The organism is Serratia sp. KG1D, assembly GCF_037150675.1.
GTDB lineage: Bacteria > Pseudomonadota > Gammaproteobacteria > Enterobacterales > Enterobacteriaceae > Serratia > Serratia nematodiphila.
Map to the genome: position 1 here is coordinate 1,239,454 of NZ_JBAGIH010000001.1, position 22,043 is coordinate 1,261,496.

Genomic DNA, 22,043 nt, shown 5'->3' on the forward strand with positions numbered 1-22,043 from the left:
CCGGTGAGTGAAATCAGCTTTATTGTTAACGTTAACTCGCGAAGGGATGAAGCTGTCCGATATCACACATGCGATGTTAATCACAAAGGTTAACGTTAACATTATTGATTTGTGATGTTTCTCACGCAGAGACGCGGATTAACGAGCGTGGTTACTCATCCTGCGGGGGGACATGAAACGGCGGCGATTGGCTGGCGGCCGCAAAGCGGGCGATCAAGAAATCCAACAGCAGGCGCACGCGCGGCGGCTGATAGGGCGAGCGGCGAAACACGGCGTAGATCCCGGCTTCATGCGGGGTGAAGTCGGGAAGAATGACTTTCAGACGCCCGCGGCGGATATCGTCCGCCGCATCCCAGATGGTTTTACGCGCGATGCCGTGCCCCGCTAAAGCCCACTGGCGCGCCAGCGCGCCGTCATTGGTCTCCCAGGCGCTCTCCAGCGGCACCGTGTGGCTCCAGGCCTGGCCGTCCAGGGAGAAATGGAACGTATTCAGCGGGCCGGCTGCGGTCACCAGTACGATAAAACGATGGCCGGTGAGATCGGCCGGCGTGCGCGGCTCGCCATATTGCGCCAGATACGCCGGAGAGGCGCACAGCACGCGTCGGCTGGCGGCCAGGCGCCGCGCGATGAGCGTTTCTTCGCGCGGCGCGCCGAAACGAATGGCGATATCCAGATCGTCCTGCAGCAGGTTGGATAGGGAGTCCGACAGTGTCAGCGCGATCTGCAGCCGGGGGTGTTCGGCGCAAAATTCTTCAATCCACTGATTGAGAAGGTTGCGCCCGAAATCGGCGGAGGCCGAGAGGCGAAGTTTACCGCACACGCCGCTTTGGCTGGCCTGCAGAGCCGCCTCGCCGTCGGCAATCGCCTGCAACGCGAGGGTGCAGTGTTGCAGATAAATGCGCCCTTCTTCAGTGAGACGCAGGCGGCGAGTGGTGCGATCGAAGAGTTTACTGTGCAGCGCCGCTTCCAGCTTGAACAACCGCGCGCTGGCGGCGGCGGGGGAAAGGCCGAGTTTGCGGCCGGCGGCAGAAAGGCTGCCCGATGCCGCCGCTTCGGCAAATAAACGCATGTCGCCCAGTCTGTCCGTTGCCATTTTTATCAATCTGGATTTGAAAATAATTCAAATGGTAGGCTAATTATCAATCCGTATGCAAGGTGAGACGCTGATGACTCTGCAATTGACCATGGGAGTTGTTGGTAATGAATGTTCACTCTGTTTCCACCGATAGCGATAATGCGCATGGCGCGCTGCCGCCGCTGAAAGCATTGCTGGCGCTGACGATGAGCAGCTTCATCGCGACCGCTAATGAGACTGTGCCGGCCGGCATGCTGCCGCAGATAGCCCGAGGCATGAGCATCAGCGAGGCGTGGGCGGGGCAAATGGTGACGTTGTGCGCGCTGGGCGCCGGGGCGGCGGCGATCCCGCTGACGTTGGCGCTGGGCGGGTGGCCGCGTCGCCGACTGCTGCTGTTGGCGATCGGCATCTTTTTGATCTGCAACGCGGTGACGGCGTTGTCACCCTGTTTTGGCGTGACGCTGGGGGCGCGCTTTTTGGTCGGCATCGCTACCGGGGTGACGTGGAGTCTGCTCGCGGGTTACGCGCGCCGTCTGGCCATCGTCTCATTGCAAGGGCGGGCGATGGCGATCGCCATGCTGGGGATCCCGCTGGCGTTGGCGTTGGGCGTACCGATGAGCGCCTGGCTTGGCGAACTGTTGGATTGGCGCTGGATTTTTGCCGTGCTGGCGAGCTTGAGCGCGTTGCTGCTAGTGTGGATCCGGCTGACGCTGCCCGAATTTTACGGTCGCCGAACGCCAGGCAATGCGCGTTTGCGTGAGGTTTTCTGTCTTCCCGGCGTGCGGCCTATCCTTGCCGTATTGGCGTGTTGGATCCTGGCTCATTACACGCTGTATACCTATCTTGCGCCCTATCTTGCCGCGCGCGGCCTGGCGGCCAGGGTGGATTTGGCGCTGTTGGCGTTCGGCATCGCCGCCGTTGCGGGCATTGCGCTGACCGGCTTATGGGTGGATCGCTGGCTGCGTGCGCTGGTGCTGTTCAGCCTGGCGGCCTTCGCGTTGGTGGCGCTGGCGTTTGGCGTGAACGGTTTGCCAGTCGGGGCGGTTTACGTTGGCATGGCGGCATGGGGATTGAGTTTCGGCGGTGCGCCGACGCTGTTGCAGACATCACTGGCGGATGCAGCGGGTGAGCATGCCGATCTCGCCCAGTCGCTGCTGGTCACTTTCTTTAATCTGGCTTTTGCCGTCAGCGGCGCGTTGGGCGGAATTCTGCTGGCAAACGTCGGCGCTAACGCCATCCCCTGGATGGTTTTTTCCCTGTTGCTGGTGGGGTGGAGCATTGCCTGGGGCAGTGCAAAGCGCGGCTTCAGCGCCGAACGCCGCGCCGCGGCGCGCTGAGGGGGCGGCGTCGCCCCCTGTAGCGAGATTAACGTTCGTTCAGCGAACGCAGGTGATCGTCACGGCGCAGCGTCATCAGCGCAAACAGGCTGACCACCGACGTGGCGACCACGTAGTAGGCGGGAATATCGATATTGCCGGTCTGTTTGATGAGGCCGGTGATAATCAATCCGGCAGAGCCGGAAAACACCGCATTGGAAAGTGAGTAAGCCAGCCCCAAACCGGTATAACGCACCCGGGTCGGGAACATCTCCGCCAGCATCGCCGGGCCGGGACCGGCCAGCAGGCCGACCACGGCGCCGGCGATCATCACCGCCAGCCCTTTGACCCACAGTGAACTTTGCGCATCCTGCAACAGGTGCAGCAGCGGAAAGGTGAACAGGATCACCGCCGTCACCGCCGTCAGCATCACCGTTTTTCGTCCCAGCCTGTCGCTGATGATGCCCGCCGGCAGAATGGTCAGGGCGAAACCGACGTTGGCCAGCACCGTCGCCACCAGCGCCTGTTGGAAGGTGGCGTGCAGCGAGGTTTGCAAATAGGAAGGCATCACCACCAGGAAGGTATAACCGGCGGCCGACCAACCCATCATGCGGCCGATGCCGATCAGAATGGTTTTCACCACGCCGCCCAGCTTCGCTTCCGGCGGTGGGGCGGCGTGTTCCGCACGTTGCTGCGCCTGGGTGAACGTGGGCGTTTCCTCGAGCTTGAGCCGCAGCCACAGCGCCACGGCGCCCATCGGCAGCGCCAGCAGGAAGGGAATACGCCAGCCCCAGTCATGCAACTGCTGTGCGCTGAGCAGCGCGGCCAGCAGCGCCACCAGTCCGGCCCCGGCCAGCAGGCCGAGCGCGACGGTCAGCGATTGCCAGGCGCCGAACAGCCCGCGCTTGCCCTTGGGAGCAAACTCGGTCATCAGTGATACCGCGCCGCCGAATTCGCCGCCGGCGAACAACCCCTGAAACATGCGCAGCAGCGTCAGCAGCAGCGGGGCGGCGACGCCGATCGAGGCGTAGGTCGGCATGACGCCGATCAGCGCGGTGGCCAGCGTCATCAGCAGCAGAACCGCAATCAGCGTCGGCCGGCGGCCGATGCGATCGCCGATGCGGCCGAAGATCACCGCGCCGATCGGTCGGCAGAAAAACGCCAGCGCAAAGGCGGCGTAGGTGAGGATCAGGCTGGTGATTTCATTTTCACCCTGCAGGGTGAAAAAATTGGCGGCGATGACGGTGGCCAGAAAACCGTATACCCCGAACTCATACCATTCGATAAAGTTGCCGACCGAGCCTGCCAGCAACGCCTGACGCGAGCGGCGCGCGTCGAGAGTCTGTTGAGTCATCCCCGTTCCCATACTTTTGAATTATTGTTCATCTGTTCTAAATTTATACGACAAAACAATCAATTGATTTCAGCTGGAACTGTGAGGCGCTCAGCGCATGCCGTCGATGCGCCACCATCCGGGGCACACATCGGTGAAAGCGTGCGATACCGGGCTCAGCTCCAGCAGATCGGCGTGGTCGAAGCTGCCGGTGGCCAGCGCCACCGTCGGTTCGTCGTCTACCGCTCCCAGCGTGCTGCCGCAGCGCGGGCAAAAGGCACGGCTGGAGTAGAGGGAGGAGCGGTACAGCGCGGGCATGCCGCCAGGGCCGTTCCACTCGACGGCCTGACGCGGGAATTCGACCCAACACAGCGTTGGCGCGCCGGAGTGGCGGCGGCAAAAATCGCAGGAACAGCTGTGCGGGTTGCCTGGCAGGGCGTGTGCCTGAAAGCGAATATGCCCGCACAGGCAGCCGCCGCTATAGCGTGGATTTTGCATGATTTCTCCGTCATCAGCGCGGGGGAAACGATGAAAATCACTATAGCCATATCGCGAAAAAATAACAGGCCTCCACAGGGCGATTACCAGAGCAACGGCGCTGGCTCACGGCCATTTTCGGCGTAGTACAGCGACGGCAGGAACTGCGCCAGATGACGTTGGGGCTGCTGCCGCCGGGCAGCGCGATCGACGAACGCATCGCGGCGGCGGTGGCGCTGGTGATGCCGGGATTGCTGCGCGGCGAAAACGCGGATTGCGCCGCATTGTGAGCCGCATTCATCTGTGGCATGTTAATTGTTCAATTTATGTCACTATTTTGCGATGCCCCCATGAATGCTGCTTACCCGTTCAAACAGGGCGATCTGTTCGCCTTGACCGTTTTTCTGGCCGTCGCCACCCATCGCAGCTTTCACGCGGCGGCGGTGGAGCTGGAGGTGACGCCGTCGGCGGTCAGCCACTCGATAAAAAACCTGGAACAGCGGCTTGGGGTGAGGTTGTTCAACCGCACCACGCGCAGCGTGGCGCCGACCGAAGCGGGTGAGCGTTTGGCGGCGCAGCTGCGCCCGGCGCTGTCGTCTATTTCGCAGGCGCTGCACGAAGTGGATGAATGGCGCGCCACGCCGAGCGGCACCGTGCGCATCAACGCCAGCGAAGGGGCAGTCAGGCTGGTATTGCGTCCGTTGCTGGCCGATTTCCTGCGCGAGTACCCCCATATCCATCTGGACATCGTCTGCGACGGCAAGCTGAGCGATATCGTCGCCGAGGGGTTTGATGCCGGCATTCGGCTGGCGGAAGCCGTACCGCAGGACATGATCGCGATGCGCGTCAGCCCGCCCGTACGTTTCGCCGCCATCGCCGCGCCCGGCTATTTCGCCGTCCATGGGCGCCCGGCGACGCCGCAGGATTTGCTGCGCCATAACTGCATCCGTTTTCGCTTCGACAGCGGCACGATTTACCGCTGGGAATTCGAACGCGATGGCGTGAGCGAGTCGATCGGCGTTACCGGCTCGCTGACGCTGACCGATCAGCCTCTGATGGTGGACGCCGCCATCGACGGTATCGGCATCGCTTTCGTTCCTGAGCATTTGGCGCTGGAAGCGCTGCTCGACGGGCGCCTGGAGCGCGCGCTGGACGCGTGGTGTCCGGCTTATCCGGGGCTGTGCCTCTACTACTCCGGCCATCGCCACGTGTCGGGCGCGCTGAAGGCGTTGATCGAGTATCTGCGCGCGGCGCAGTCCTGATGCGTTCGCGTTCTGCTTTTGGCTACGCCAATTAGTGAACCGCCTTCATCTCCACAGTGAGGTTCGCCTGCATTGTTGCGGCGTGGAGCCTGCCTTACGCTCATGAGGAGACGCCGGGCAACCGCCGGGCGCCACCCTGCTGCGAGGAGTTGATGATGGAAAAGAAGATGAAAGCGGTGGTTATGACCGGCGCCAATCGGCCCTGGGAAATCAGACAGGTACCGATGCCCCGGGCGGAACCGGGGCAGGTCCTGGTCAAAGTGCACGCCTCGGGCATGTGTTATACCGACGTATGGGCGACGCAAGGATATGGCGGCGATATTTATCCGCAAACGCCCGGCCATGAAGTGGTGGGGGAAGTGGTTGAGGTGGGGGCCGGCGTGCATACGCGGCAGATTGGCGATCGCGTCGGCACCACCTGGGTGCAATCGGCCTGCGGACGCTGCCCGTACTGCCGCGAGAATCGGCCGCTAACCGGGCAAACGGCGATGAACTGCCCGGCGCCGCGCACCACCGGTTTTGCCGCCCAGGGCGGCCACGCCGAGTATATCGCCATCGCCGCTGAAGGCACGGTGTTGCTGCCGGACGGGCTGTCTTACATCGACGCCGCGCCGATGATGTGTGCGGGGTATACCACCTGGAGCGGCCTGCGCGACGCGGCGCCGCTGCCGCATGAGACGGTGGCGGTGTTAGGCATTGGCGGGCTGGGGCACGTCGCGTTGCAACTGTCGAAAGCCTGCGGTTTCGATACCGTTGCCATCACCCATTCGCCGGACAAGCACGCGCTGGCGAAGCAACTGGGCGCCGATCGCATCGTCGCCTCCGGCCAGGCGCTGCGGGAGAACGGCGGCGCGGACATTCTGCTGGTGACCACCAATGACTTCGACGCCGCGCAGGAGGCGATGAGCGGCTTGCGGGTCGATGGCCGCGTGGTGCTGTGCGGGCTGGACTTCAGTAAACCGTTCGCGATCTCTTCCGAAGGTGTGCCGTTCCATATGATGCGTCAGCGGGTGATCGGATCGACCCACGGCGGGCAGCGCTACCTGAGTGAGGTGCTGAACCTGGCGGCGAAAGGCAAAGTGAAGCCGATGGTCGAGACTTTCACGCTGGATCAAGCCACGGAGGCTTATGAGCGGCTTGCCTCTGGCAACATGCGTTTTCGCGGCGTTTTCGTGCCGTCGGCGGCGTGAAAAAAGGGCCGAGGGTTCGGCCCTTGCAGACAGGTATGAAGGGCGCTGCGGCGCCCTGGTTGCTTTACAGCTTAGGCCCGGCCTTCACCAACTTTTCGCCCGCCGGGGTGACGGTATATTTGGCGAAGTTGTCGATAAAGCGCTGCGCCAGATCCTGCGCCTTCTCCTGCCACAGCGATTCGTCGGCGTAGGTTTTGCGCGGATCGAGGATCGACGGATCGACGCCCGGCAGTGCGGTCGGCACGTTCAGCCCGAAGATCGGCAGCGTGAAGGTCTCGGCCTGCTCAATGTCGCCATTCAAGATGGCGTCGATGATGCCGCGGGTATCTTTGATCGAGATGCGTTTGCCGCTGCCGTTCCAGCCGGTGTTCACCAGGTAAGCCTGGGCGCCGGCGGCCTCCATGCGCTTCACCAGCACTTCGGCGTACTGCGTCGGGTGCAGCGTCAGGAACGCGGCGCCGAAGCAGGCGGAGAAGGTCGGCGTCGGCGCGGTGATGCCGCGTTCGGTGCCGGCCAGCTTGGCGGTGAAGCCGGACAGGAAGTGGTATTGGGTCTGCTCCGGCGTCAGGCGCGATACCGGCGGCAGCACGCCGAAGGCGTCGGCGGTCAGGAAGATGATTTTGCGCGCGTGGCCGGCTTTGGACACCGGCTTGACGATGTTCTCGATGTGATAAATCGGGTAAGAGACGCGGGTGTTCTCGGTTTTGCTGGCGTCGTCGAAGTCGATGCTGCCGTCGGCCAGCACGGTGACGTTTTCGAGCAGCGCATCGCGGCGGATCGCCTGATAGATTTCCGGCTCCGCCTGCGGCGATAGCTTGATGGTTTTGGCGTAGCAGCCGCCTTCGAAGTTGAACACGCCGTCGTCATCCCAGCCGTGCTCGTCATCGCCGATCAGCTGACGCTTAGGATCGGTGGAGAGGGTGGTTTTGCCGGTGCCGGACAGGCCGAAGAATACCGCCACGTCGCCTTGCTCGCCGACGTTGGCCGAGCAGTGCATCGACGCGATGCCCTGCAGCGGCAGCAGATAGTTCATGATCGAGAACAGGCCTTTCTTCATTTCGCCGCCATACCAGGTGCCGCCGATCAGCTGCATGCGCTCGGTCAGGTTGAAAGCGACGAAGTTTTCTGAGTGCAGCCCTTGCTGCTGCCAGTCCGGGTTGGTGCATTTGGCGCCGTTCATCACCACGAAGTCCGGCTCGAAGTCAGCCAGCTCTTCGTCGCTCGGGCGGATAAACATGTTTTTCACGAAGTGCGCCTGCCAGGCCACCTCGGTGATGAAGCGCACTTTCAGACGCGTGTCGGCGTTGGCGCCGCAGAACGCGTCCACCACGAACAGACGCTTGCCGGAGAGCTGATTGCCCACCAGCGTCTTCAGATGCTGCCAGACTTCCGGCGAGAGCGGCTGGTTGTCGTTCTTGCCGGTGCCGTTGTCCGACCACCAGACGGTATCGCGCGTGGTGTCGTCGCGCACGATGTATTTGTCCTTCGGCGAACGGCCGGTAAATTCACCGGTCGCGACGTTGACCGCGCCCAGTTGGGTGAGGGTGCCGCGCTCCAGCGGCGGCAGGTCGGCGCGGGTCTCTTCGGCGAACAGCAATTCATAACTGGGGTTATAGACGATGTCGGCGGCCTGATGGATGCCGTAGCGAGCGAGGGTTTGTGGGGTAACAGCGCGTGAAGACATATTCTACTTCCTTATGAGTCATATTATGCCTCTTTCCCGTGCGGTGCCGCGCGCAGGATTGAGATTCGGATCAAGCTGACCGGATTCAGCTAATGCGTTTCCGGTTCTTTATTAATAAAACAGGGGGCTTTTTCGCCCTCCTATAGCATAGCAGCGAATTTAAGCCTGCTTACTTTAATTACAAAATGCTGACGATAATTAATTAAAACCAACCTTGGCGGAGGGTCACAATATTGAATTTCGCCGGCGTAATTTAGTTTTGCATTTTTATTTTTTATCATATTGTCAGGGCTGTCTACTTTTTTATTTCTTATTAGAAAAAGCGAACTCCACAATAGGATTTTTCGTAATCATTTGTTTTTGCTTGGCTATGTCAGAGTTTTTGCGCCAGGTGAATCTAACCGTACTGTACGCTTGTCAGCAGGGTGAATAATGAAACAGATAAATGCAGAACTGGCCTGTGATAAAAATACGGCATCGTCCGAATCCTCAGGGTTAATTAATCAACTTCGTCAAATGGATATCGGCGCGGTACCGATCGCCTTGTTTATCACGATTTGCGCGATCGTAGCGATTTCCGCCTACGTCAACTTCCTGCCGAAGAATATGATCGGCGGCCTGGCGGTGATAATGACGCTGGGTTTCGCGCTGGCGCAGTTGGGAAAAAGTATTCCCGTGCTGCGCGATATCGGCGGGCCGGCCATTCTGTGTTTGATGGTGCCGTCGGTGCTGGTCTATTTCAATGTCTTCCAGCCTAACGTCATGGGCACCGTCCATCTGCTGATGAAAGACGCCAACCTGCTCTATTTCGTCATCGCCAGTCTGGTGGTCGGCAGCATTCTCGGCATGAACCGGGTGATCCTGATCCAGGGGATGATTCGCATGTTCGTGCCGCTGGTGGTGGGCACGATCACGGCGGTGATCACCGGGCTGCTGGTGGGCAAGCTGTTCGGCTTTACCTTCTATCACACCTTCTTCTTTATCATCGTGCCGATCATCGGCGGCGGCATCGGCGAGGGGATTTTACCGCTGTCGCTGGCCTATTCGGCGATCCTGGGCTCGACGCCGGACGTCTATGTCGCGCAGCTGGCGCCGGCGGCGGTGCTGGGCAACATCTTCGCCATCGTGACCGCCGGGGTGCTGGCGCGCATCGGCATGCAGCGCAAGGCGCTGAGCGGCGACGGCATGCTGATCCGTTCGGCGCAGGAGAACGCGATGTTCGCCATCAAGGAGCAAGGCGGCAACGTCGATTTCCAACTGATGGGCGGCGGGCTGCTGGTGATCTGCGCCTTCTTTATCGTCGGCGGCCTGTTCGAACACATCGTGCATATTCCCGGCCCGGTGCTGATGATCCTGTTCGCGGTGCTGTGCAAGTACTGCCGGGTGATCCCGGCTTCGATGGAAACCGGCGCGCACAGTTTCTACAAGTTCGTCTCCACCGCGCTGGTGTGGCCGCTGATGATCGGTCTGGGCATGCTGTACGTGCCGCTGGAAAGCGTGGTGGCGGTGTTCTCGGTCGGTTATGTGGTGGTCTGCGGCTCGGTAGTGCTGTCGATGGGGCTGGTCAGTTTTCTGATTGCGCCTTACCTGAAGATGTTTCCGGTGGAAGCGGCGATTGTCACCTGTTGTCACAGTGGCCTGGGCGGCACCGGTGACGTGGCGATCCTGTCGGCGTCGAACCGCATGGGGCTGATGCCGTTCGCCCAAATCGCCACGCGCATCGGCGGCGCTTCCACGGTCATCGGCGCGACGCTGCTGCTTGGTTGGTTAGTCTGAGTCCAGAGTATCTTATGGATAACCGGGGTTGGATTGCCCCGGTTTTTTTATGCATTTTTTTTCGCTTATCGTGATAGTGCTGATTATTGCCTTGAAAATCATTCGTGTGGCGCAAATGCATAGCCGTACTTTATCTAAGAAAATTCTGTAATCGGTGAAAATGTGTCTATTCTTTTCTCTTAAGGGATTATCGTTCTCATTCAGAGTGCCGAGGGAAGGCGCCATCGCATTACCGATATCCCCGTATTGATTCAACACCGGGCCGCTGCCGTTCAGGCAATCCGCCAGTTGGGGCATCCCCCCGATTGAATTGACGAATATGGAGATAAGGTTATGTCATCAAGCAATGCTTCCGTTAAGGCCGAAGGCGTATTAGCCCTGCTGGGCGCTTATAAACCCGATGAAGACGACACCATTACCGTGCTTCATCCGTCGAAAACGTTCGAAAACGCCGGCCTGGAGCTGGTGCGCGGCGATCGCAGTTGGCACGACAAGGGCGTGACCGACACGCCGGTCTCTTTGACCTACAGCTTCTGGGAAAAGGCGCCGGGCAACATGTCGAGCATGAGCATCAGCGGCTTCAGCAGCTTTAACGCCGAACAGCGCGAGCAGGCTAAACTGTCGCTGCAGTCATGGTCAGACGTGGCTAACATCACCTTCACCGAAACCAGCAACACCGCCGCCGCCAACATCAAATTCGGCCTGTTCGACTACAGCTCGCGCGGCTCCTATGCCTTCGCGTATAACCCGGACACCTCGCCTTCGGTCGCCGGGCAGACCTGGTATAACGCCAAGAACCACACCTTCGTCAACAACCAGATCCATGAGAACGAGTACGGTCGCCAGACCTTCACCCATGAAATCGGCCATGCGTTGGGGCTGCAGCACCCGGGCGACTATAACGCCGCACCGGGCGTCAGCATCACCTACGCTAAAGACGCGACCTACTTTGAGGACAGCCGCGCGCACAGCCTGATGAGCTATTTCAGCGAAAGCAACACCGGGCAGGACTTTAAAGGCGCGTACTCTTCCGGGCCGTTGCTCAACGACATCACGGCGATCCAGCATTTCTACGGCGCCAACATGACCACCCGCACCGGCGATACGGTTTACGGTTTCAATTCCAACACCGATCGCGACTTCCTCACCGCCACCGGCGCGCAGGACAAAATAATCTTCACCGCCTGGGACGCCGGCGGCAACGACACCTTCGATTTCTCCGGCTTTGGCCAGAATCAGCGCATCAACCTGAATGAAAAGGCGTTCTCGGACGTCGGCGGCCTGAAAGGCAACGTGTCTATCGCTGCCGGCGTAACGATTGAAAACGCCATCGGCGGGTCGGGTAACGATGTGCTGGTGGGCAACGCCGCCGATAACGTGCTCAAGGGCGGCGCGGGCGATGACGTGCTGTACGGCGGTAAGGGGGCGGATCAGCTGTGGGGAGGCGCCGGCAAGGACACCTTCGTCTATTTCGCGGCGCAAGAGTCAACGGCGGCGGCGCCGGATTGGATCCGCGACTTCGTGCGCGGCGAGGACAAGATCGATCTGACGCTGTTCAACACCGGCAGCGCCGACGGCATTCGCTTCGTCGATCAGTTCAGCGGCAAGGCGGGCGAGGCGACGCTGAGCTACGATGCGCAAAATCACGTCAGTGACGTGGCGATCAACCTGGGCGGCGCCTTTGACGGCAGCGATTTCCTGGTGAAAGTGGTGGGACAGCCGCTGGATGCGGGTGATTTCGTGCTGGCCTGATGCAGGCAACAAAAATAGGGCACTTTGGGCAAAAACCCGACAATTCCTATTAATTACGTCATATTAGCGTGACATAGTAGCGCGCAGAAGGCCGGGCTTGCATACCTCGGGCTTCTGTCGGATCGCCAACCTTCTTCGGTTGGCGATTCATTTTCCGCCTTTCAGCATGTTGATGGCGGCGCCGAGCAGGATGCGCCGTTCGATATCGTTGCTGTCCGCCAGCTGCCGCGCCAGATGTTTTTCCAGCGTTTCCACCGACAGCGCTTCGCCGCGATGACGCAGCTGCATCACGCCGTCGCCGATCAGGCGTGCGACCTCATCCCATACGGGTTTAATCTCCTGTTCCGAGAACGTCATGGTCTACCTCGGCTGGTTGATTTTTGCCCAATGTAGCAGCTGAGCTGCGGCTTCGCTACCCGCCACATAAAACAGGAAATATAAAAAACAAGCCATCAGTATTTCTTCTGGTTTTTACGCTCAATACTTGCGGTGTCGAAAAGCAGGAGAAAACATCATGAACTGGGTCGAAACCTTGGCGGAGTACTACCGCCTGAGCCGCACGGGTGAAACGCAGCATTGGCTGTGTCGCCGCTGGTTGCTTCAGGGGGAGGCGCGTTTGGCCTATTTGCGGGAGTTGCTGGAGCCGACCGCGCCACGGCGGCGGTGAACAGGGCGCCGGCGTTGCCGGCGTCATTTCGCGGGATCAACCGAAGGCGATCGCCGCCCAACGCAACAGCAGCAGCGCCAGGCAGATCAGCAGCAGCACCACCACCATTTTACCGAGCTTGTTGCCCATGCGTTTTGTTGCCACGCTGTCCTCCCTTTTAGCTGAAATACCACCCGCCGGCGAGGAGGATGAGGAAAAGCGTCACTAACGCGACGCCGTTGAGTAAGTCGCTGAACGTATCGTCAGCATCGATGTCATTTTGCCGCATGTTACCGCCTGGCGGACGCCATTGGGTGAATAATGTTCACAGTATGCCCCCCGCAGCGCGACAGGCACAGCGAAGAACGGTAAAAACGCGTAAAGGTGGCGGTGGCGGAACGCGCAGTCGCGCCTGCGACGGATGCAGACGGCCGGCAATACGTTGTACTATCCTGTCTGCATTGAGGCATTTTTCCAAAAGGTATAATCATGGCGACGGCAATTCCACAGAAATACGAACACCTTGAGCGTTGGGCATTCGGCGATACCGAGCAGCAGGCCGATGAAGTGGTGCAATTGATCCTCAATGGCACCAAAACGGCCACCTGTTCCAACCTGGACGGCGAGGGGATCCCGCAGGCCGGCGATCTGTTCCTGGTGGTGGACGGCAAGGGGGAGCCGGTCTGCGCGGTCGAGCTGACCGCGGTGGAAATGAAAACTTACGATCAGGTCGATGAAGCGCACGCCTTTGCCGAAGGCGAGGGCGATCGCTCGCTGGCGCATTGGCGCAAAGAGCTGCAGCGCTTCTTCGAAGAGTACGATCTGTTCTCGCCGGACATGACGCTGGTGTTGATGAATTTCAAAGTCGTCGACAAATTCTAATCTTATGCGCGCCGTTCCCTACGAGTGCCAGTGGGCGAGCCCGGAGTTGGCCGCCGATCTGATAGCCGGCCGCGCGACGCTGGCACAAGACGAAAATTGGGCGCGCAGCGGCGCCCGCGATCGGGCAGAGTACATCGAGTGGGCCAACCACGTGTGCGGCATGGCCTGCCTGAAAATGGTGCTGGGCCATCGCGACGGCGAAACGCCGCCGCTGTTGGAACTGGCGCGCCGCAGCCTGCCCTACGGCGCCTATGTGCGCGAGGGTGAACGGATAAAGGGCCTGATTTACGCGCCGTTCGTCGAGTACGTGCGCGAGCAGTTCGCGCTGCAAGCGGAGGTGAAGGTGGGGCTGGACGCTGCCGACGTGCCGGCGCTGCTTAGCGAATGCCGCTACTTTATCGCTTCGGTGCATCCCGCCATTCGCCGGCCGGAGAGCACGCCGCCGCACAGGGGCGGGCATCTGGTGCTGATCACCGCCGCCGATGCGCAAAGCGTGACCTTCCACAACCCTTCGGGCGACAGCCCGGCGACGCGCGAGCGGGTATGCCTGCCGCTCAGCCGCTTCGCCCCTTTCTTTGCCGGCCGCGGCATCGCCATCGCATAAAAAAACGCGCTGTTTCCGATGAAAACAGCGCGTTGTCAGCCGTTTTGATGCACTATCATGCCAGCCGCATCACCCAGGCGTCCGCCTGCCGATCGTAGTGTTGCTTGTACAGCAGCGACTGTTTGCCGTCGAGGATCGCCGGGATGCTGGTGTGTTCATCCCAGCCGTCCAGCTGCATGCACAGATCCGGATCGGACTTGCAGGGAATGCTCAGGGTGCCGGCACGGTCGGCGCCGGCCTGAAGATGCGCGTCATCGACCTCGAAGCTGCCAATTTTTACGACGGTTTTGCTCATGGGAACTCCTTGCTCAATGGTGTGGTAGGAGGTTAGACCAGTTTGGTCATCGGTAAGAGCATAGCCAAATGAGCAAAAAATGCCACATAAAAATTACATTTTGGAAACAATTTCCACGCCGGCAAAACACAACGCCTAGTACTCCACCACAAAACTGAGCGTGTCTTGATAGCTGCCAACCGCCACTTCCGTCTGCGCCGCATTGACCGCCGCCTTATACGGGATGCTTTGCGCCAGCCCGGTGCCGGCGCCGCTCTGTTTGTTGGTGCTATCCCAAACGGTCGTCGTATTAGGCAAGTAAATCTGGTACTGCATGAAATTGCTGGTGCCGCTTTTCATGCGCCGCCAACCGGTGACCGGGTTATTGCCGTTGGTGAAATAGGTGTTGTATCCCTCGGTTTTGGTGCAGGTCAGGGTGATGCTCTGATTGACAGGATTGAACTGCCCGACCAACGCCATGCTGCCGAAATTGACGTTGGGCGCGGTGCCGATCAGGCAATCTTTGGTGATGGTGACGCTGACGCTGACCGTGCTGGGTTTATCGACGCCGTCCCACCAAACGCACAGGCCGAGCACGCCCAGACCGCAAATATGGTAATTCCAGATCAGGTTGATGCTGTCGGTATAGGTTCCTGCGCGCACGTTGGCGCCGGCGGTGGTTTTGATATACAGCGGAAAGTTGACGTTGGAGGAAATCAGGATCAGCGACAGCAGGTTGAGCGAGCTGTAGTCGATGGTTTGGCCGATGCTGTAAGGATATTGGTAGTTGGCGTCGGGGTAGATCAGGTAAGCGATTTTATCGCCTGAACCGTCGGTGTTGGCAACCGCCATATTGTTGGTGGTGGAGGCGATCTTGACCGTGACAGTGTTTTGCGACAGCAAACTGAGCCCGAGCCCGGTGCAGTTGAGGCCGGCAGTGCCCTGGGCGTTAATCTGCCCGTTGTAGACCACGAAAGAGCTGCTTCCCGGTAAGGTGACGGTGCCGTTGGTGGTGGCGCAGTCGGCGAATGCGCGCTGACAGAGCAGCAGCGAGAGGGTTAGCAATAAGGCTTTCAATCCCCGAAACATAGTGACTCTCCGTCGTTGAATTAGCGGCAGACAACCGGGCCGACGCGCTGGATGCCCTGAGGCTTCGCCAGACTGAATTCCGCCTGACACGGCGGGCCGCCGTCGGCCGGGATCACGCTCAGACGATTGTGTTGTTGCACCGGGTCGATATAGGTCATGCCGTCCCAACCGACATAGCTTTGCTGATTGCCGCCAACCACCGCCACCTGGCTGCCGTTGGCCAGCGGTTTGCCTTGCTCGTCAACCAGTTCGACGTCGGCGGCGGAGATGGGTTGGATGGGGAACTCAACCAGAAAACCGCTGTGATCGCGAATGGCGACGGTTTTTTCCACCGTCGGCAGCGCAACGTCGGCGGGCAGGCTAAGCGGATCAATCTGGAATTTCGCATGGTAGTAAGAGGTGACGGTCGGCACCAGTAAATAGCCCTGGGCATCGGTCTTGCCGATCGGCTGGTTCTCATAGCTCACCGGAATGTCGGCGTATCCTTGCGTGGACACCAGCGCAAAGGCATCGTTGATGGTGTTGGTGGCGTATACGCCGCCGTTCATCGCCACCAGCGAACCGCTGATTTCGCCCCAGTGGTTGGTTTCATCGCGGGTACCGTATACGCCCGCTCGGGCTTCGAGTCTGCGGGTTCGCCAGGTCAGATCCGCCTGGCGGTAATCGCCGCCGCTCGGGTTATTGGCGTAGGCCAGATTCCAGCCGAAACCGCCATCGGTCGGCGCGGCGCGGCTGTAGCTGACGCGTTCGCTCCAGCGGTTATTGTTGTCGCGCGCGGCGCTGAGGCTGGCTGTGCCCCAGCTGTCAAACGGAATGGAGAGCTGCAGTTGGGCGCTGTAACCGCTGCTGCCGATTTCCCGGTTGAGGGAGGCGTACAGGCTGCTGTTGCGCCAAAGCGACACACTGTAGGACAGGTTCACCAGGCGGGTCCGTTGAGCGATGGCGTCGCGAACGTCAAAATAACCGGCGCCGAGGCTGTCTAGCCGGCCCAGGCTGACGCTGCCGGTCAACTGATCGGTGCGACGGCTCAGACGGTAGTCGCTTTTATACACGGAAATGTCGCCAAAATCGGCGCTGCGCAGGATGCGTTGCGCGTTGAGGCTGAAACGTGGGTTGCTGTAGGTGTAGCCAAAGCTGCTTTGATCGCCGTGGTTGCCGGTGTAGCGATAGACGGGCTGAGGATCTGGCTGCTGCAACGGCCTGCCGGTCAGCGGGTCATAATAGGTGGGGGATGGTATCGGCCGGCCGCCGTTAAACGCGTCGTCGCCGGCCTGGCTGACGCTGTAGGACGCGTTGAGAACCCCCCATTGTCCGACGCGAATGTCGGCGCCGCCGCCGCCGACCGCCAACTCGGCTGCGCCTTCGGCGCGCCCTTCCAGGGTTAACCAATCAGTGACGCCGTAACGTAAACTGGCGCTGCCTACCCATTGCCCGTAATCGGCAGAATTCAACCCGTAGTTGCGTCGCAGCAAGCCGGTGGAAATGCTGAAATCGCTCATGCCGGTCTGCAGCAGGTTGCTGGCCACGTAGAACGGTACCGTGGTGCTGACCTGGCGGCCGAGGGCGTCGGTGGTGACGACGGTGGCCTGACCCGCGCCGTTGATGTAGGGCACGCTGTTGAGGGTAAACGGGCCGGGATTAATGTTGGTGGTGCTGTTTTTATAGCTGTTGATGTATAAATCGACGCTGCTGGGCAATGCCGCCTGGCCGGAAAACTGCGGCAACGGGTAGGTGATAAGATCCGGGCGCACCGCGAAATTGCGCGCCAATTGCAAGCCGCCGATGCGCACGGCGCTGCTCCAGGGGAGCGAGCCGGTGGTAAGGTCACCGGCGATCACACTCAGCATCCGTTGATCATCGTTGAAACGCCAGTAGCTGTCGTACCGAATATAGCGGCCGCCATCGTCGTTTGGCCCGCCGTTAAACCCGCTGCGGTAGATGCCGGTGTTGGCGACGACGCCGAACCCGTCGAACAGGCGCTGTTCGCTCCACGCCGACAGGTAGCCCGGCCGGCCATTGCCGTTGCTTTGGCTGGCGTAGATGTCGTAGTTGAACAGCAAACCGAGGCTGCTTTGCGCCGGCAAGCGCTGCAACGGTGAACGGGCGCCGATGGTTTGCTGTGGCAACCAGTCGTTGGGCACGTTGATCAGCAACTGCTGGCTCTCGCCGCTGTAGCTGACATCCACCTTCTCCAGCCGATCGACGGCGATTTCTTTCGCCTGTTTATCCGCTACCGGCAGCCCGGCGTCGAGCAGTTGTTGGGGTGTCATGTAGTAATGGCCGCCGCGGTAGTTGACCGGCACGACGTTGCCGGTTTGGCGCCCGTTGACGACCGGCTCCAGATACAGCGTGGTGTCCGGCATGCTGACGGCGCTGGGCGGCGGCGGCAGATCGTCGCCGAGCGCAAACGGCAGCCAGCCGCCGGCCGCCATGCTCAGCATGGCAAACGCCAGCGGCTTAAGGCTGAAGCGCCGCGTCGATAGCCTCCCTGTCGGCTGCACCTGGGCCTCAATAAGACGGAATGGCTACGGGCTGTTTGTTGTCATTGACCGTGGCCATCAGCTTGCCGCTGCCGAAAGCACCTGCGGGCGGCAAGGCGAAGCGCATCTGTGAACCGGGCAGCACGTATCCCATCAGGCCGGGATTCAGGCTGCGGCCTTGCAGCGTCACTTTCGAGATACGGGCATGCACTGCGCCTTGGTTTCGCACCTCCAGCCAGCGTTCGCTGCTTTGCTGCTGTAGACGATAGCTGAGCTGGGGTTGGCTGGCGGTCGCGTAATCGCGCGGTTTTTCGCTGTCCTGTTTGGTCCAAATGCCTTTGCCGCTGACGAACAGCGGCACCGAGTAGCGCATCTGGAATTTCAGCCCCATCTCCGCGCCGCCGGGAGCGGCGCTCGACGCGGGTTCTTTCACCGGCACTTCATCGACCAAAATGCGGTAGGCGCGCTCCTGTCCCGCCGCCGGGGCCGACTGTTTGATCAGGCGTATCAGTTGGCGTTTGCCTGGCGCGATCGACGCCACCGGCGGGCTGGCGATCACGTCGCTTTGGTTGCTGTAATCGTCTTTGCCGGCGGTTTGCTGCCAACCCAGCACGCGAATTTGCATATAGACCGGTTTGCTGTCGCGATTTTCCAGCCACAGCGCGGTGGCCTGCTGTTGATCTTCAATCACCGGATCGATCGGCCAAATGAGAATGGAAGCCGCGGCCAGGGCGTGCTGTTGGCTTGCCAGGAGCAAGGCTGCCGTTAACGGCAGTCGGAAGGGTATGCGCATAACTCAATCCTTATTGCAAAAAACTTAATAAGTGACCGTCAACAAGACCGTATCGCTGTAAACGCCACTGGTGGGCAGGGTACTGGTCGAAAACAGACGGGCGTAAACTTTGATTTCTTGCGTGCTGCCAGTGGCGGCGACGGTCTGCGCCGCGCCGCCGTTGGCGCCATCTCCCCAAAGGGTGGCGTAGTTGCTGTCTTGATAAAGTTGATACAGCAGCGTTTCCGACGTGACGGCATTTTGTAATTTTCTGCCGCCGGCGATGGATCCGGTCACGTGATTGCCGACGCCGAGGGCCAGCGTAACGCTCAGCCCCGGGTTGCAGCGAAACAGCACCGAACCGGCACCGCTGCTGGAGACGATGCTGACTGCGTTGCTCAGCGAGGACAACTGGCCGAAGTTCAGGGTGCCGAAGGTGGTCACGTCACTGACGCCGCTGCCCAATACGCAGCCTTTTACCACGGTTGCATTGACGGTGAACGGCTGGCTTTTGGTCAAATCGTTGACGCCGGTATCGCTTTGGGCCGGGAAAAGCGGCAGGCAGAACAGCAAACCGCAAATGGAAGCGCGCATCGTCATTACCAATTGATCGTGACCTGTACCGTATCGGTGTAGCTGCCTGTCGGGGGTGTGGACTGCGCCGGGATCATGCCATAGACCGGCAGCCAGTTGTCCGTACCGTTGGCGGTTTGTGACACGCCCGTCAGATTATCCCAAATGGTGCTGTGGGCGGCGTTGGTGTACAGGTTGTAATTCACCCGTTGGCCTGCCGCGCTTTGCAGGTAGCGGGCAGCGGTATTGCCGCTTTGCCCGCCGCCAAGCAGAACGCTGTAGCTGGTGCCGTTGGTGCATTTCACCCGAATGGCGCCGGCGTTTTGCTGCCCGGCGACGCTGGTTGCGGTGCTGAGAAAATACAGCGTGCCGAAATTCAGCGTGCCGAAGCTGACGTTGCCACCTGAGCTGCTGCCGGCCTCACAGGCGCTGAGCAAGGTCGCGCTGACGCCGAGGGTCGCGGTTTTACTGTCGGCCTGCGCCAACAGGCTGCACGCCCATAATCCGCAGCAGCAAAGCGCGCGCCGCACCGTTACCAGGTGACCGTCATCGTGACGGTGTCGTTATAGGTGTCCGCCGCCGGGGTAGATCCGGCCGCCGGTACGCGGCCATAGACGATCAGCGGAACAGCGGCGCCGGTGCCGGTGCCGGTCCGCGCGTTGGCGCCGCTGCCCCAGGCGGTGGTGCGTGCGGCATCCTGGTACAGGTTATAACTGATGAATGCGCCTGCCGTGCTGGCCATGCGGCGTTGGGTGCCTGAAGTGACGTGGAGCCCGTTGTCCAGCGCCACCGTGTAGTCTGTGCCGGTGGTGCAGGTCAATGACAGCGTACCGGCCCCCCCTGCGCCGGTGGCGCTGGCGTCGATGATGTTGGCCAGTGAAGAGTAAGTGCCGAAGCTGATGGAGCCGAAGTCGTTGACGGAACCACTGCTGTTGCCGCCTCCCACGACGCAACCGGCGCCGATGGTCAGCGTCACGCCTAACGTGCCTTGAATGGTGCCTGCTGCGTTAGCCGCGCCGTTGGCGCACAGCAGGGTTGCTACCGAGGTCAATGCCATCAGAGTTTTTTTCATCTTATATTCCTTGCCGTATGAGAGAAAGCCCGCAAAGACGCCACCCAGAGGTGGGTTGAACGTATTCATTTAGCTGCACTTTAATTAATAGAATAAGAATCGGGAATTGTCTTGATGAAAACGAGAAACTTTTTATTCTCATTCCCCGGCTGGCGGGGCTTTCAGACGAGGTATACCGATAAAGTGAAATGATTAGAATAATAACGAACGGCGATGGGAATATTATTAGCGTTATTTTATCGCCGGGGAGTTTCATTCCCCGGCGCGGTATTGTTTACAGGTGGAAATCCAGGGCGCCATCCCGCACCAGCTCGCGCGGCAGGTTATTCTTGATACGGCTGCCAATGCGTTTGGCGATGCCCAGAGGTTGCCCCTGATAGGTGACGATGCACTCGTCGCCCGCCGGTGGCTGCTCAGGGTAGAGATCGCGGCCGTGATACCACTCCTGGGCCAGCGCGGCGTCCAGCTCGAAATGCTGTTTGCCGCCGGCGCCCGCGAGGGCGATCGCCGCTTCGTGCTGCCAACGGAAACCTTTCGGGAAACGCTCCGCCAGCTTGAGACCGATGCGCGAGAAGCGCACCTTGCCGAACAGCGGCTCCAGCTCGGCCGGGAACAGCCAGATTTCCTTATCGCGCTCCCACAGCCGGCTGTCATCGCCCCAGGTTAAGCCGGATGCGGCGGCGGCTTGGGCGACCAGCGCCGCCTCTTTGCCGGACAGTGGGCTGAACGGAAACTTACCGACTTTATAGGTCGGTTTCGGCAACGGCGCCACGGCGCGCTGTTTGCGCAGACGGGCGACGAAAAAACCTTCGCTGTCGTAAATCTGCGGGAAGACGTGCAGAAAACCTTCGGCGGTCAATGCCTTGTCAGCACCGGGGAACAGCTCACCCAGCGGCTCGATGCTGACCGCGTCGCCGTAGGTGTCCAGCAGCCAACGCACCACCTGCTGATTTTCCTGCGCATTGAGGGTACAGGTGGAGTAAACCATCACGCCGCCTGGCGCCAGCGCATGGAACGCGCTGTCGATCAGCTCGCGTTGGGTGGCGGCGATTTCGGTCACGCTTTCCGGCGACCAGTTGCTCATGGCGTCCGGATCCTTGCGTACCACGCCTTCGCCGGAGCAGGGGGCATCGAGCAGAATGGCGTCGAAGCTCTCCGGCAGCGCGGCGCCGAACACCCGGCCGTCGAAGTGGGTCAGCGCGGTGTTCTTCACGCCGCAGCGGCTGATATTGGCGTGCAGCACTTTCACCCGGCTGGCGGAGTATTCGTTGGCGACGATGCCGCCCTGGTTGCCCATCAACGCGGCGATCTGGGTGGTTTTGGATCCCGGCGCCGCCGCCACGTCCAGCACGCGATTCGGCGCCGCGTCGCCGGCGAACAGCGCGCTGACCGGCAACATCGAACTGGCCTCCTGAATGTAGAACAGACCGCTCAGGTGTTCGGCGGCGCTGCCTAATCGCAGCTCTTCATCGTCGCGTTCGATCCAGAACCCTTCCGCGCACCAGGGAATGGGCTCCAGTCGCCAGTCGTAATCCTGCACCAGCACCAGGAAGTCGGCGACGCTGATTTTCAGCGTGTTGACGCGCAGACTGCGGCGCAGCGGGCGCTGACAGGCGGCGATAAAATCTTCCATCGCCAGCTCGGCGGGCATGATGGCGCGGGTGGCGTCAAGGAAAGCGGGGGGCAGAAAAACGGCGGTGGATTTGGCCACGGGGCGAACTCTCAGGGTGCAATAAAGACAAGGGCGAGAGTTTATCACAAAGCGGAAAAAAACAGGGCCCGGCAT

General features: G+C 60.6%; 22 protein-coding genes and 1 pseudogene. 9 read left to right on the forward strand and 14 right to left on the reverse strand.

Annotated features, from left to right (window positions below):
* Positions 1 to 151: 151 nt before the first annotated feature.
* Positions 152 to 1,093 carry a LysR family transcriptional regulator gene (locus WFM45_RS06085; RefSeq protein WP_033633250.1) on the reverse strand — a complete coding sequence of 314 codons (942 nt, stop codon included), beginning with the start codon at positions 1,091 to 1,093 and terminating at the stop codon, positions 152 to 154.
* Between the two features lie 107 nt (positions 1,094 to 1,200).
* Here WFM45_RS06085 and WFM45_RS06090 point away from each other — a divergent pair, with 107 nt between their 5' ends.
* Positions 1,201 to 2,412, forward strand: coding sequence for an MFS transporter (locus WFM45_RS06090; protein ID WP_085337006.1), 1,212 nt, complete (start codon positions 1,201 to 1,203; stop codon positions 2,410 to 2,412).
* A 28-nt stretch (positions 2,413 to 2,440) separates the two neighbouring features.
* Here the strand turns inward: WFM45_RS06090 and WFM45_RS06095 are convergent, their stop codons facing one another.
* Entirely contained in the window at positions 2,441 to 3,745 is a 1,305-nt protein-coding gene (locus tag WFM45_RS06095; protein WP_336954908.1) for an MFS transporter, read from the reverse strand.
* Between the two features lie 90 nt (positions 3,746 to 3,835).
* Positions 3,836 to 4,222, reverse strand: coding sequence for a GFA family protein (locus tag WFM45_RS06100; RefSeq protein WP_336954909.1), 387 nt, complete (start codon positions 4,220 to 4,222; stop codon positions 3,836 to 3,838).
* A gap of 137 nt (positions 4,223 to 4,359) precedes the next feature.
* Here WFM45_RS06100 and WFM45_RS06105 point away from each other — a divergent pair.
* The 3 genes and pseudogenes from WFM45_RS06105 to WFM45_RS06115 all read left to right on the forward strand — a co-directional run.
* Positions 4,360 to 4,491: pseudogene (locus tag WFM45_RS06105) on the forward strand (TetR/AcrR family transcriptional regulator); the annotation flags it as partial.
* Positions 4,492 to 4,551: 60 nt separating this feature from the next.
* Entirely contained in the window at positions 4,552 to 5,463 is a 912-nt protein-coding gene (locus tag WFM45_RS06110; RefSeq protein ID WP_172574660.1) for a LysR family transcriptional regulator, read from the forward strand.
* Positions 5,464 to 5,618: 155 nt separating this feature from the next.
* A complete protein-coding gene (locus WFM45_RS06115) occupies positions 5,619 to 6,653 on the forward strand; it encodes an alcohol dehydrogenase catalytic domain-containing protein (RefSeq protein ID WP_172575152.1) in 1,035 nt (344 codons plus the stop codon).
* Between the two features lie 64 nt (positions 6,654 to 6,717).
* On the opposite strand, the gene pckA is transcribed toward WFM45_RS06115, so the two are convergent.
* Complete coding sequence (gene pckA / locus WFM45_RS06120; RefSeq protein WP_082997701.1) at positions 6,718 to 8,337, reverse strand: phosphoenolpyruvate carboxykinase (ATP); 1,620 nt, start codon at positions 8,335 to 8,337, stop codon at positions 6,718 to 6,720.
* 432 nt (positions 8,338 to 8,769) lie between these two features.
* Between pckA and WFM45_RS06125 the strand changes: the two genes are divergently transcribed.
* Positions 8,770 to 10,113: a 2-hydroxycarboxylate transporter family protein gene (locus tag WFM45_RS06125; RefSeq protein WP_336954910.1), complete on the forward strand. Its 1,344-nt coding sequence runs from the start codon at positions 8,770 to 8,772 to the stop codon at positions 10,111 to 10,113.
* A 333-nt stretch (positions 10,114 to 10,446) separates the two neighbouring features.
* On the forward strand, positions 10,447 to 11,865 hold the full coding sequence (locus WFM45_RS06130) for a serralysin family metalloprotease (protein ID WP_048323102.1): 1,419 nt from the start codon (positions 10,447 to 10,449) through the stop codon (positions 11,863 to 11,865).
* 147 nt (positions 11,866 to 12,012) lie between these two features.
* Here the strand turns inward: WFM45_RS06130 and WFM45_RS06135 are convergent, their stop codons facing one another.
* Positions 12,013 to 12,222 (reverse strand): hypothetical protein, encoded by a 210-nt coding sequence (locus tag WFM45_RS06135; RefSeq protein ID WP_004931526.1) that lies wholly within the window; start codon positions 12,220 to 12,222, stop codon positions 12,013 to 12,015.
* Between the two features lie 157 nt (positions 12,223 to 12,379).
* Here WFM45_RS06135 and WFM45_RS06140 point away from each other — a divergent pair, with 157 nt between their 5' ends.
* The gene (locus WFM45_RS06140; RefSeq protein WP_004931524.1) at positions 12,380 to 12,532 is read left to right on the forward strand and encodes a hypothetical protein; all 153 of its coding nucleotides are present in this window, start codon (positions 12,380 to 12,382) and stop codon (positions 12,530 to 12,532) included.
* 36 nt (positions 12,533 to 12,568) lie between these two features.
* On the opposite strand, the gene yniD is transcribed toward WFM45_RS06140, so the two are convergent.
* The gene (yniD, locus tag WFM45_RS06145; RefSeq protein ID WP_021505513.1) at positions 12,569 to 12,661 is read right to left on the reverse strand and encodes a small membrane protein YniD; all 93 of its coding nucleotides are present in this window, start codon (positions 12,659 to 12,661) and stop codon (positions 12,569 to 12,571) included.
* Between the two features lie 339 nt (positions 12,662 to 13,000).
* On the opposite strand from yniD, the gene WFM45_RS06150 reads away from it, so the two are divergent.
* Both WFM45_RS06150 and WFM45_RS06155 read left to right on the forward strand, forming a co-directional pair.
* Entirely contained in the window at positions 13,001 to 13,393 is a 393-nt protein-coding gene (locus WFM45_RS06150) for an ASCH domain-containing protein (RefSeq protein WP_004931522.1), read from the forward strand.
* A 4-nt stretch (positions 13,394 to 13,397) separates the two neighbouring features.
* The gene (locus tag WFM45_RS06155; RefSeq protein ID WP_021505511.1) at positions 13,398 to 13,997 is read left to right on the forward strand and encodes a C39 family peptidase; all 600 of its coding nucleotides are present in this window, start codon (positions 13,398 to 13,400) and stop codon (positions 13,995 to 13,997) included.
* A gap of 55 nt (positions 13,998 to 14,052) precedes the next feature.
* Here WFM45_RS06155 and WFM45_RS06160 read toward each other — a convergent pair whose 3' ends face one another.
* The 8 genes from WFM45_RS06160 to rsmF all read right to left on the reverse strand — a co-directional run bounded on the left by WFM45_RS06160 (position 14,053) and on the right by rsmF (position 21,968).
* Positions 14,053 to 14,292 (reverse strand): DUF1480 family protein, encoded by a 240-nt coding sequence (locus WFM45_RS06160; protein ID WP_336954911.1) that lies wholly within the window; start codon positions 14,290 to 14,292, stop codon positions 14,053 to 14,055.
* A 135-nt stretch (positions 14,293 to 14,427) separates the two neighbouring features.
* Entirely contained in the window at positions 14,428 to 15,360 is a 933-nt protein-coding gene (locus WFM45_RS06165) for a Csu type fimbrial protein (RefSeq protein WP_021505510.1), read from the reverse strand.
* Positions 15,361 to 15,380: 20 nt separating this feature from the next.
* Positions 15,381 to 17,801 carry a fimbria/pilus outer membrane usher protein gene (locus WFM45_RS06170; RefSeq protein ID WP_336955696.1) on the reverse strand — a complete coding sequence of 807 codons (2,421 nt, stop codon included), beginning with the start codon at positions 17,799 to 17,801 and terminating at the stop codon, positions 15,381 to 15,383.
* Positions 17,802 to 17,868: 67 nt separating this feature from the next.
* Positions 17,869 to 18,633 (reverse strand): fimbrial biogenesis chaperone, encoded by a 765-nt coding sequence (locus WFM45_RS06175; protein ID WP_118892102.1) that lies wholly within the window; start codon positions 18,631 to 18,633, stop codon positions 17,869 to 17,871.
* A gap of 24 nt (positions 18,634 to 18,657) precedes the next feature.
* Positions 18,658 to 19,206 carry a Csu type fimbrial protein gene (locus WFM45_RS06180; protein WP_162895228.1) on the reverse strand — a complete coding sequence of 183 codons (549 nt, stop codon included), beginning with the start codon at positions 19,204 to 19,206 and terminating at the stop codon, positions 18,658 to 18,660.
* 5 nt (positions 19,207 to 19,211) lie between these two features.
* Positions 19,212 to 19,715, reverse strand: a complete 504-nt coding sequence (locus WFM45_RS06185; protein ID WP_033633239.1) for a Csu type fimbrial protein — start codon at positions 19,713 to 19,715, stop codon at positions 19,212 to 19,214.
* A gap of 2 nt (positions 19,716 to 19,717) precedes the next feature.
* On the reverse strand, positions 19,718 to 20,257 hold the full coding sequence (locus WFM45_RS06190; RefSeq protein WP_015377665.1) for a Csu type fimbrial protein: 540 nt from the start codon (positions 20,255 to 20,257) through the stop codon (positions 19,718 to 19,720).
* Positions 20,258 to 20,531: 274 nt separating this feature from the next.
* Positions 20,532 to 21,968 (reverse strand): 16S rRNA (cytosine(1407)-C(5))-methyltransferase RsmF, encoded by a 1,437-nt coding sequence (gene rsmF / locus WFM45_RS06195; RefSeq protein WP_085336998.1) that lies wholly within the window; start codon positions 21,966 to 21,968, stop codon positions 20,532 to 20,534.
* Between the last annotated feature and the right edge of the window lie 75 nt (positions 21,969 to 22,043).

Coding starts and splice junctions, on each gene's coding strand:
- WFM45_RS06180 (WP_162895228.1), bottom strand. CDS start 19,206: ATGCGCGCTTCCATTTGCGGTTTGCTGTTCTGCCTGCCGCTTTTCCCG.
- WFM45_RS06155 (WP_021505511.1), top strand. CDS start 13,398: ATGCGCGCCGTTCCCTACGAGTGCCAGTGGGCGAGCCCGGAGTTGGCC.
- WFM45_RS06100 (WP_336954909.1), bottom strand. CDS start 4,222: ATGCAAAATCCACGCTATAGCGGCGGCTGCCTGTGCGGGCATATTCGC.
- WFM45_RS06190 (WP_015377665.1), bottom strand. CDS start 20,257: ATGAAAAAAACTCTGATGGCATTGACCTCGGTAGCAACCCTGCTGTGC.
- WFM45_RS06160 (WP_336954911.1), bottom strand. CDS start 14,292: ATGAGCAAAACCGTCGTAAAAATTGGCAGCTTCGAGGTCGATGACGCG.
- WFM45_RS06130 (WP_048323102.1), top strand. CDS start 10,447: ATGTCATCAAGCAATGCTTCCGTTAAGGCCGAAGGCGTATTAGCCCTG.
- WFM45_RS06135 (WP_004931526.1), bottom strand. CDS start 12,222: ATGACGTTCTCGGAACAGGAGATTAAACCCGTATGGGATGAGGTCGCA.
- WFM45_RS06095 (WP_336954908.1), bottom strand. CDS start 3,745: ATGACTCAACAGACTCTCGACGCGCGCCGCTCGCGTCAGGCGTTGCTG.
- WFM45_RS06150 (WP_004931522.1), top strand. CDS start 13,001: ATGGCGACGGCAATTCCACAGAAATACGAACACCTTGAGCGTTGGGCA.
- WFM45_RS06165 (WP_021505510.1), bottom strand. CDS start 15,360: ATGTTTCGGGGATTGAAAGCCTTATTGCTAACCCTCTCGCTGCTGCTC.
- WFM45_RS06170 (WP_336955696.1), bottom strand. CDS start 17,801: ATGCTGAGCATGGCGGCCGGCGGCTGGCTGCCGTTTGCGCTCGGCGAC.
- WFM45_RS06085 (WP_033633250.1), bottom strand. CDS start 1,093: ATGGCAACGGACAGACTGGGCGACATGCGTTTATTTGCCGAAGCGGCG.
- pckA (WP_082997701.1), bottom strand. CDS start 8,337: ATGTCTTCACGCGCTGTTACCCCACAAACCCTCGCTCGCTACGGCATC.
- WFM45_RS06125 (WP_336954910.1), top strand. CDS start 8,770: ATGAAACAGATAAATGCAGAACTGGCCTGTGATAAAAATACGGCATCG.
- WFM45_RS06090 (WP_085337006.1), top strand. CDS start 1,201: ATGAATGTTCACTCTGTTTCCACCGATAGCGATAATGCGCATGGCGCG.
- yniD (WP_021505513.1), bottom strand. CDS start 12,661: ATGGGCAACAAGCTCGGTAAAATGGTGGTGGTGCTGCTGCTGATCTGC.
- WFM45_RS06175 (WP_118892102.1), bottom strand. CDS start 18,633: ATGCGCATACCCTTCCGACTGCCGTTAACGGCAGCCTTGCTCCTGGCA.
- WFM45_RS06110 (WP_172574660.1), top strand. CDS start 4,552: ATGAATGCTGCTTACCCGTTCAAACAGGGCGATCTGTTCGCCTTGACC.
- WFM45_RS06140 (WP_004931524.1), top strand. CDS start 12,380: ATGAACTGGGTCGAAACCTTGGCGGAGTACTACCGCCTGAGCCGCACG.
- WFM45_RS06115 (WP_172575152.1), top strand. CDS start 5,619: ATGGAAAAGAAGATGAAAGCGGTGGTTATGACCGGCGCCAATCGGCCC.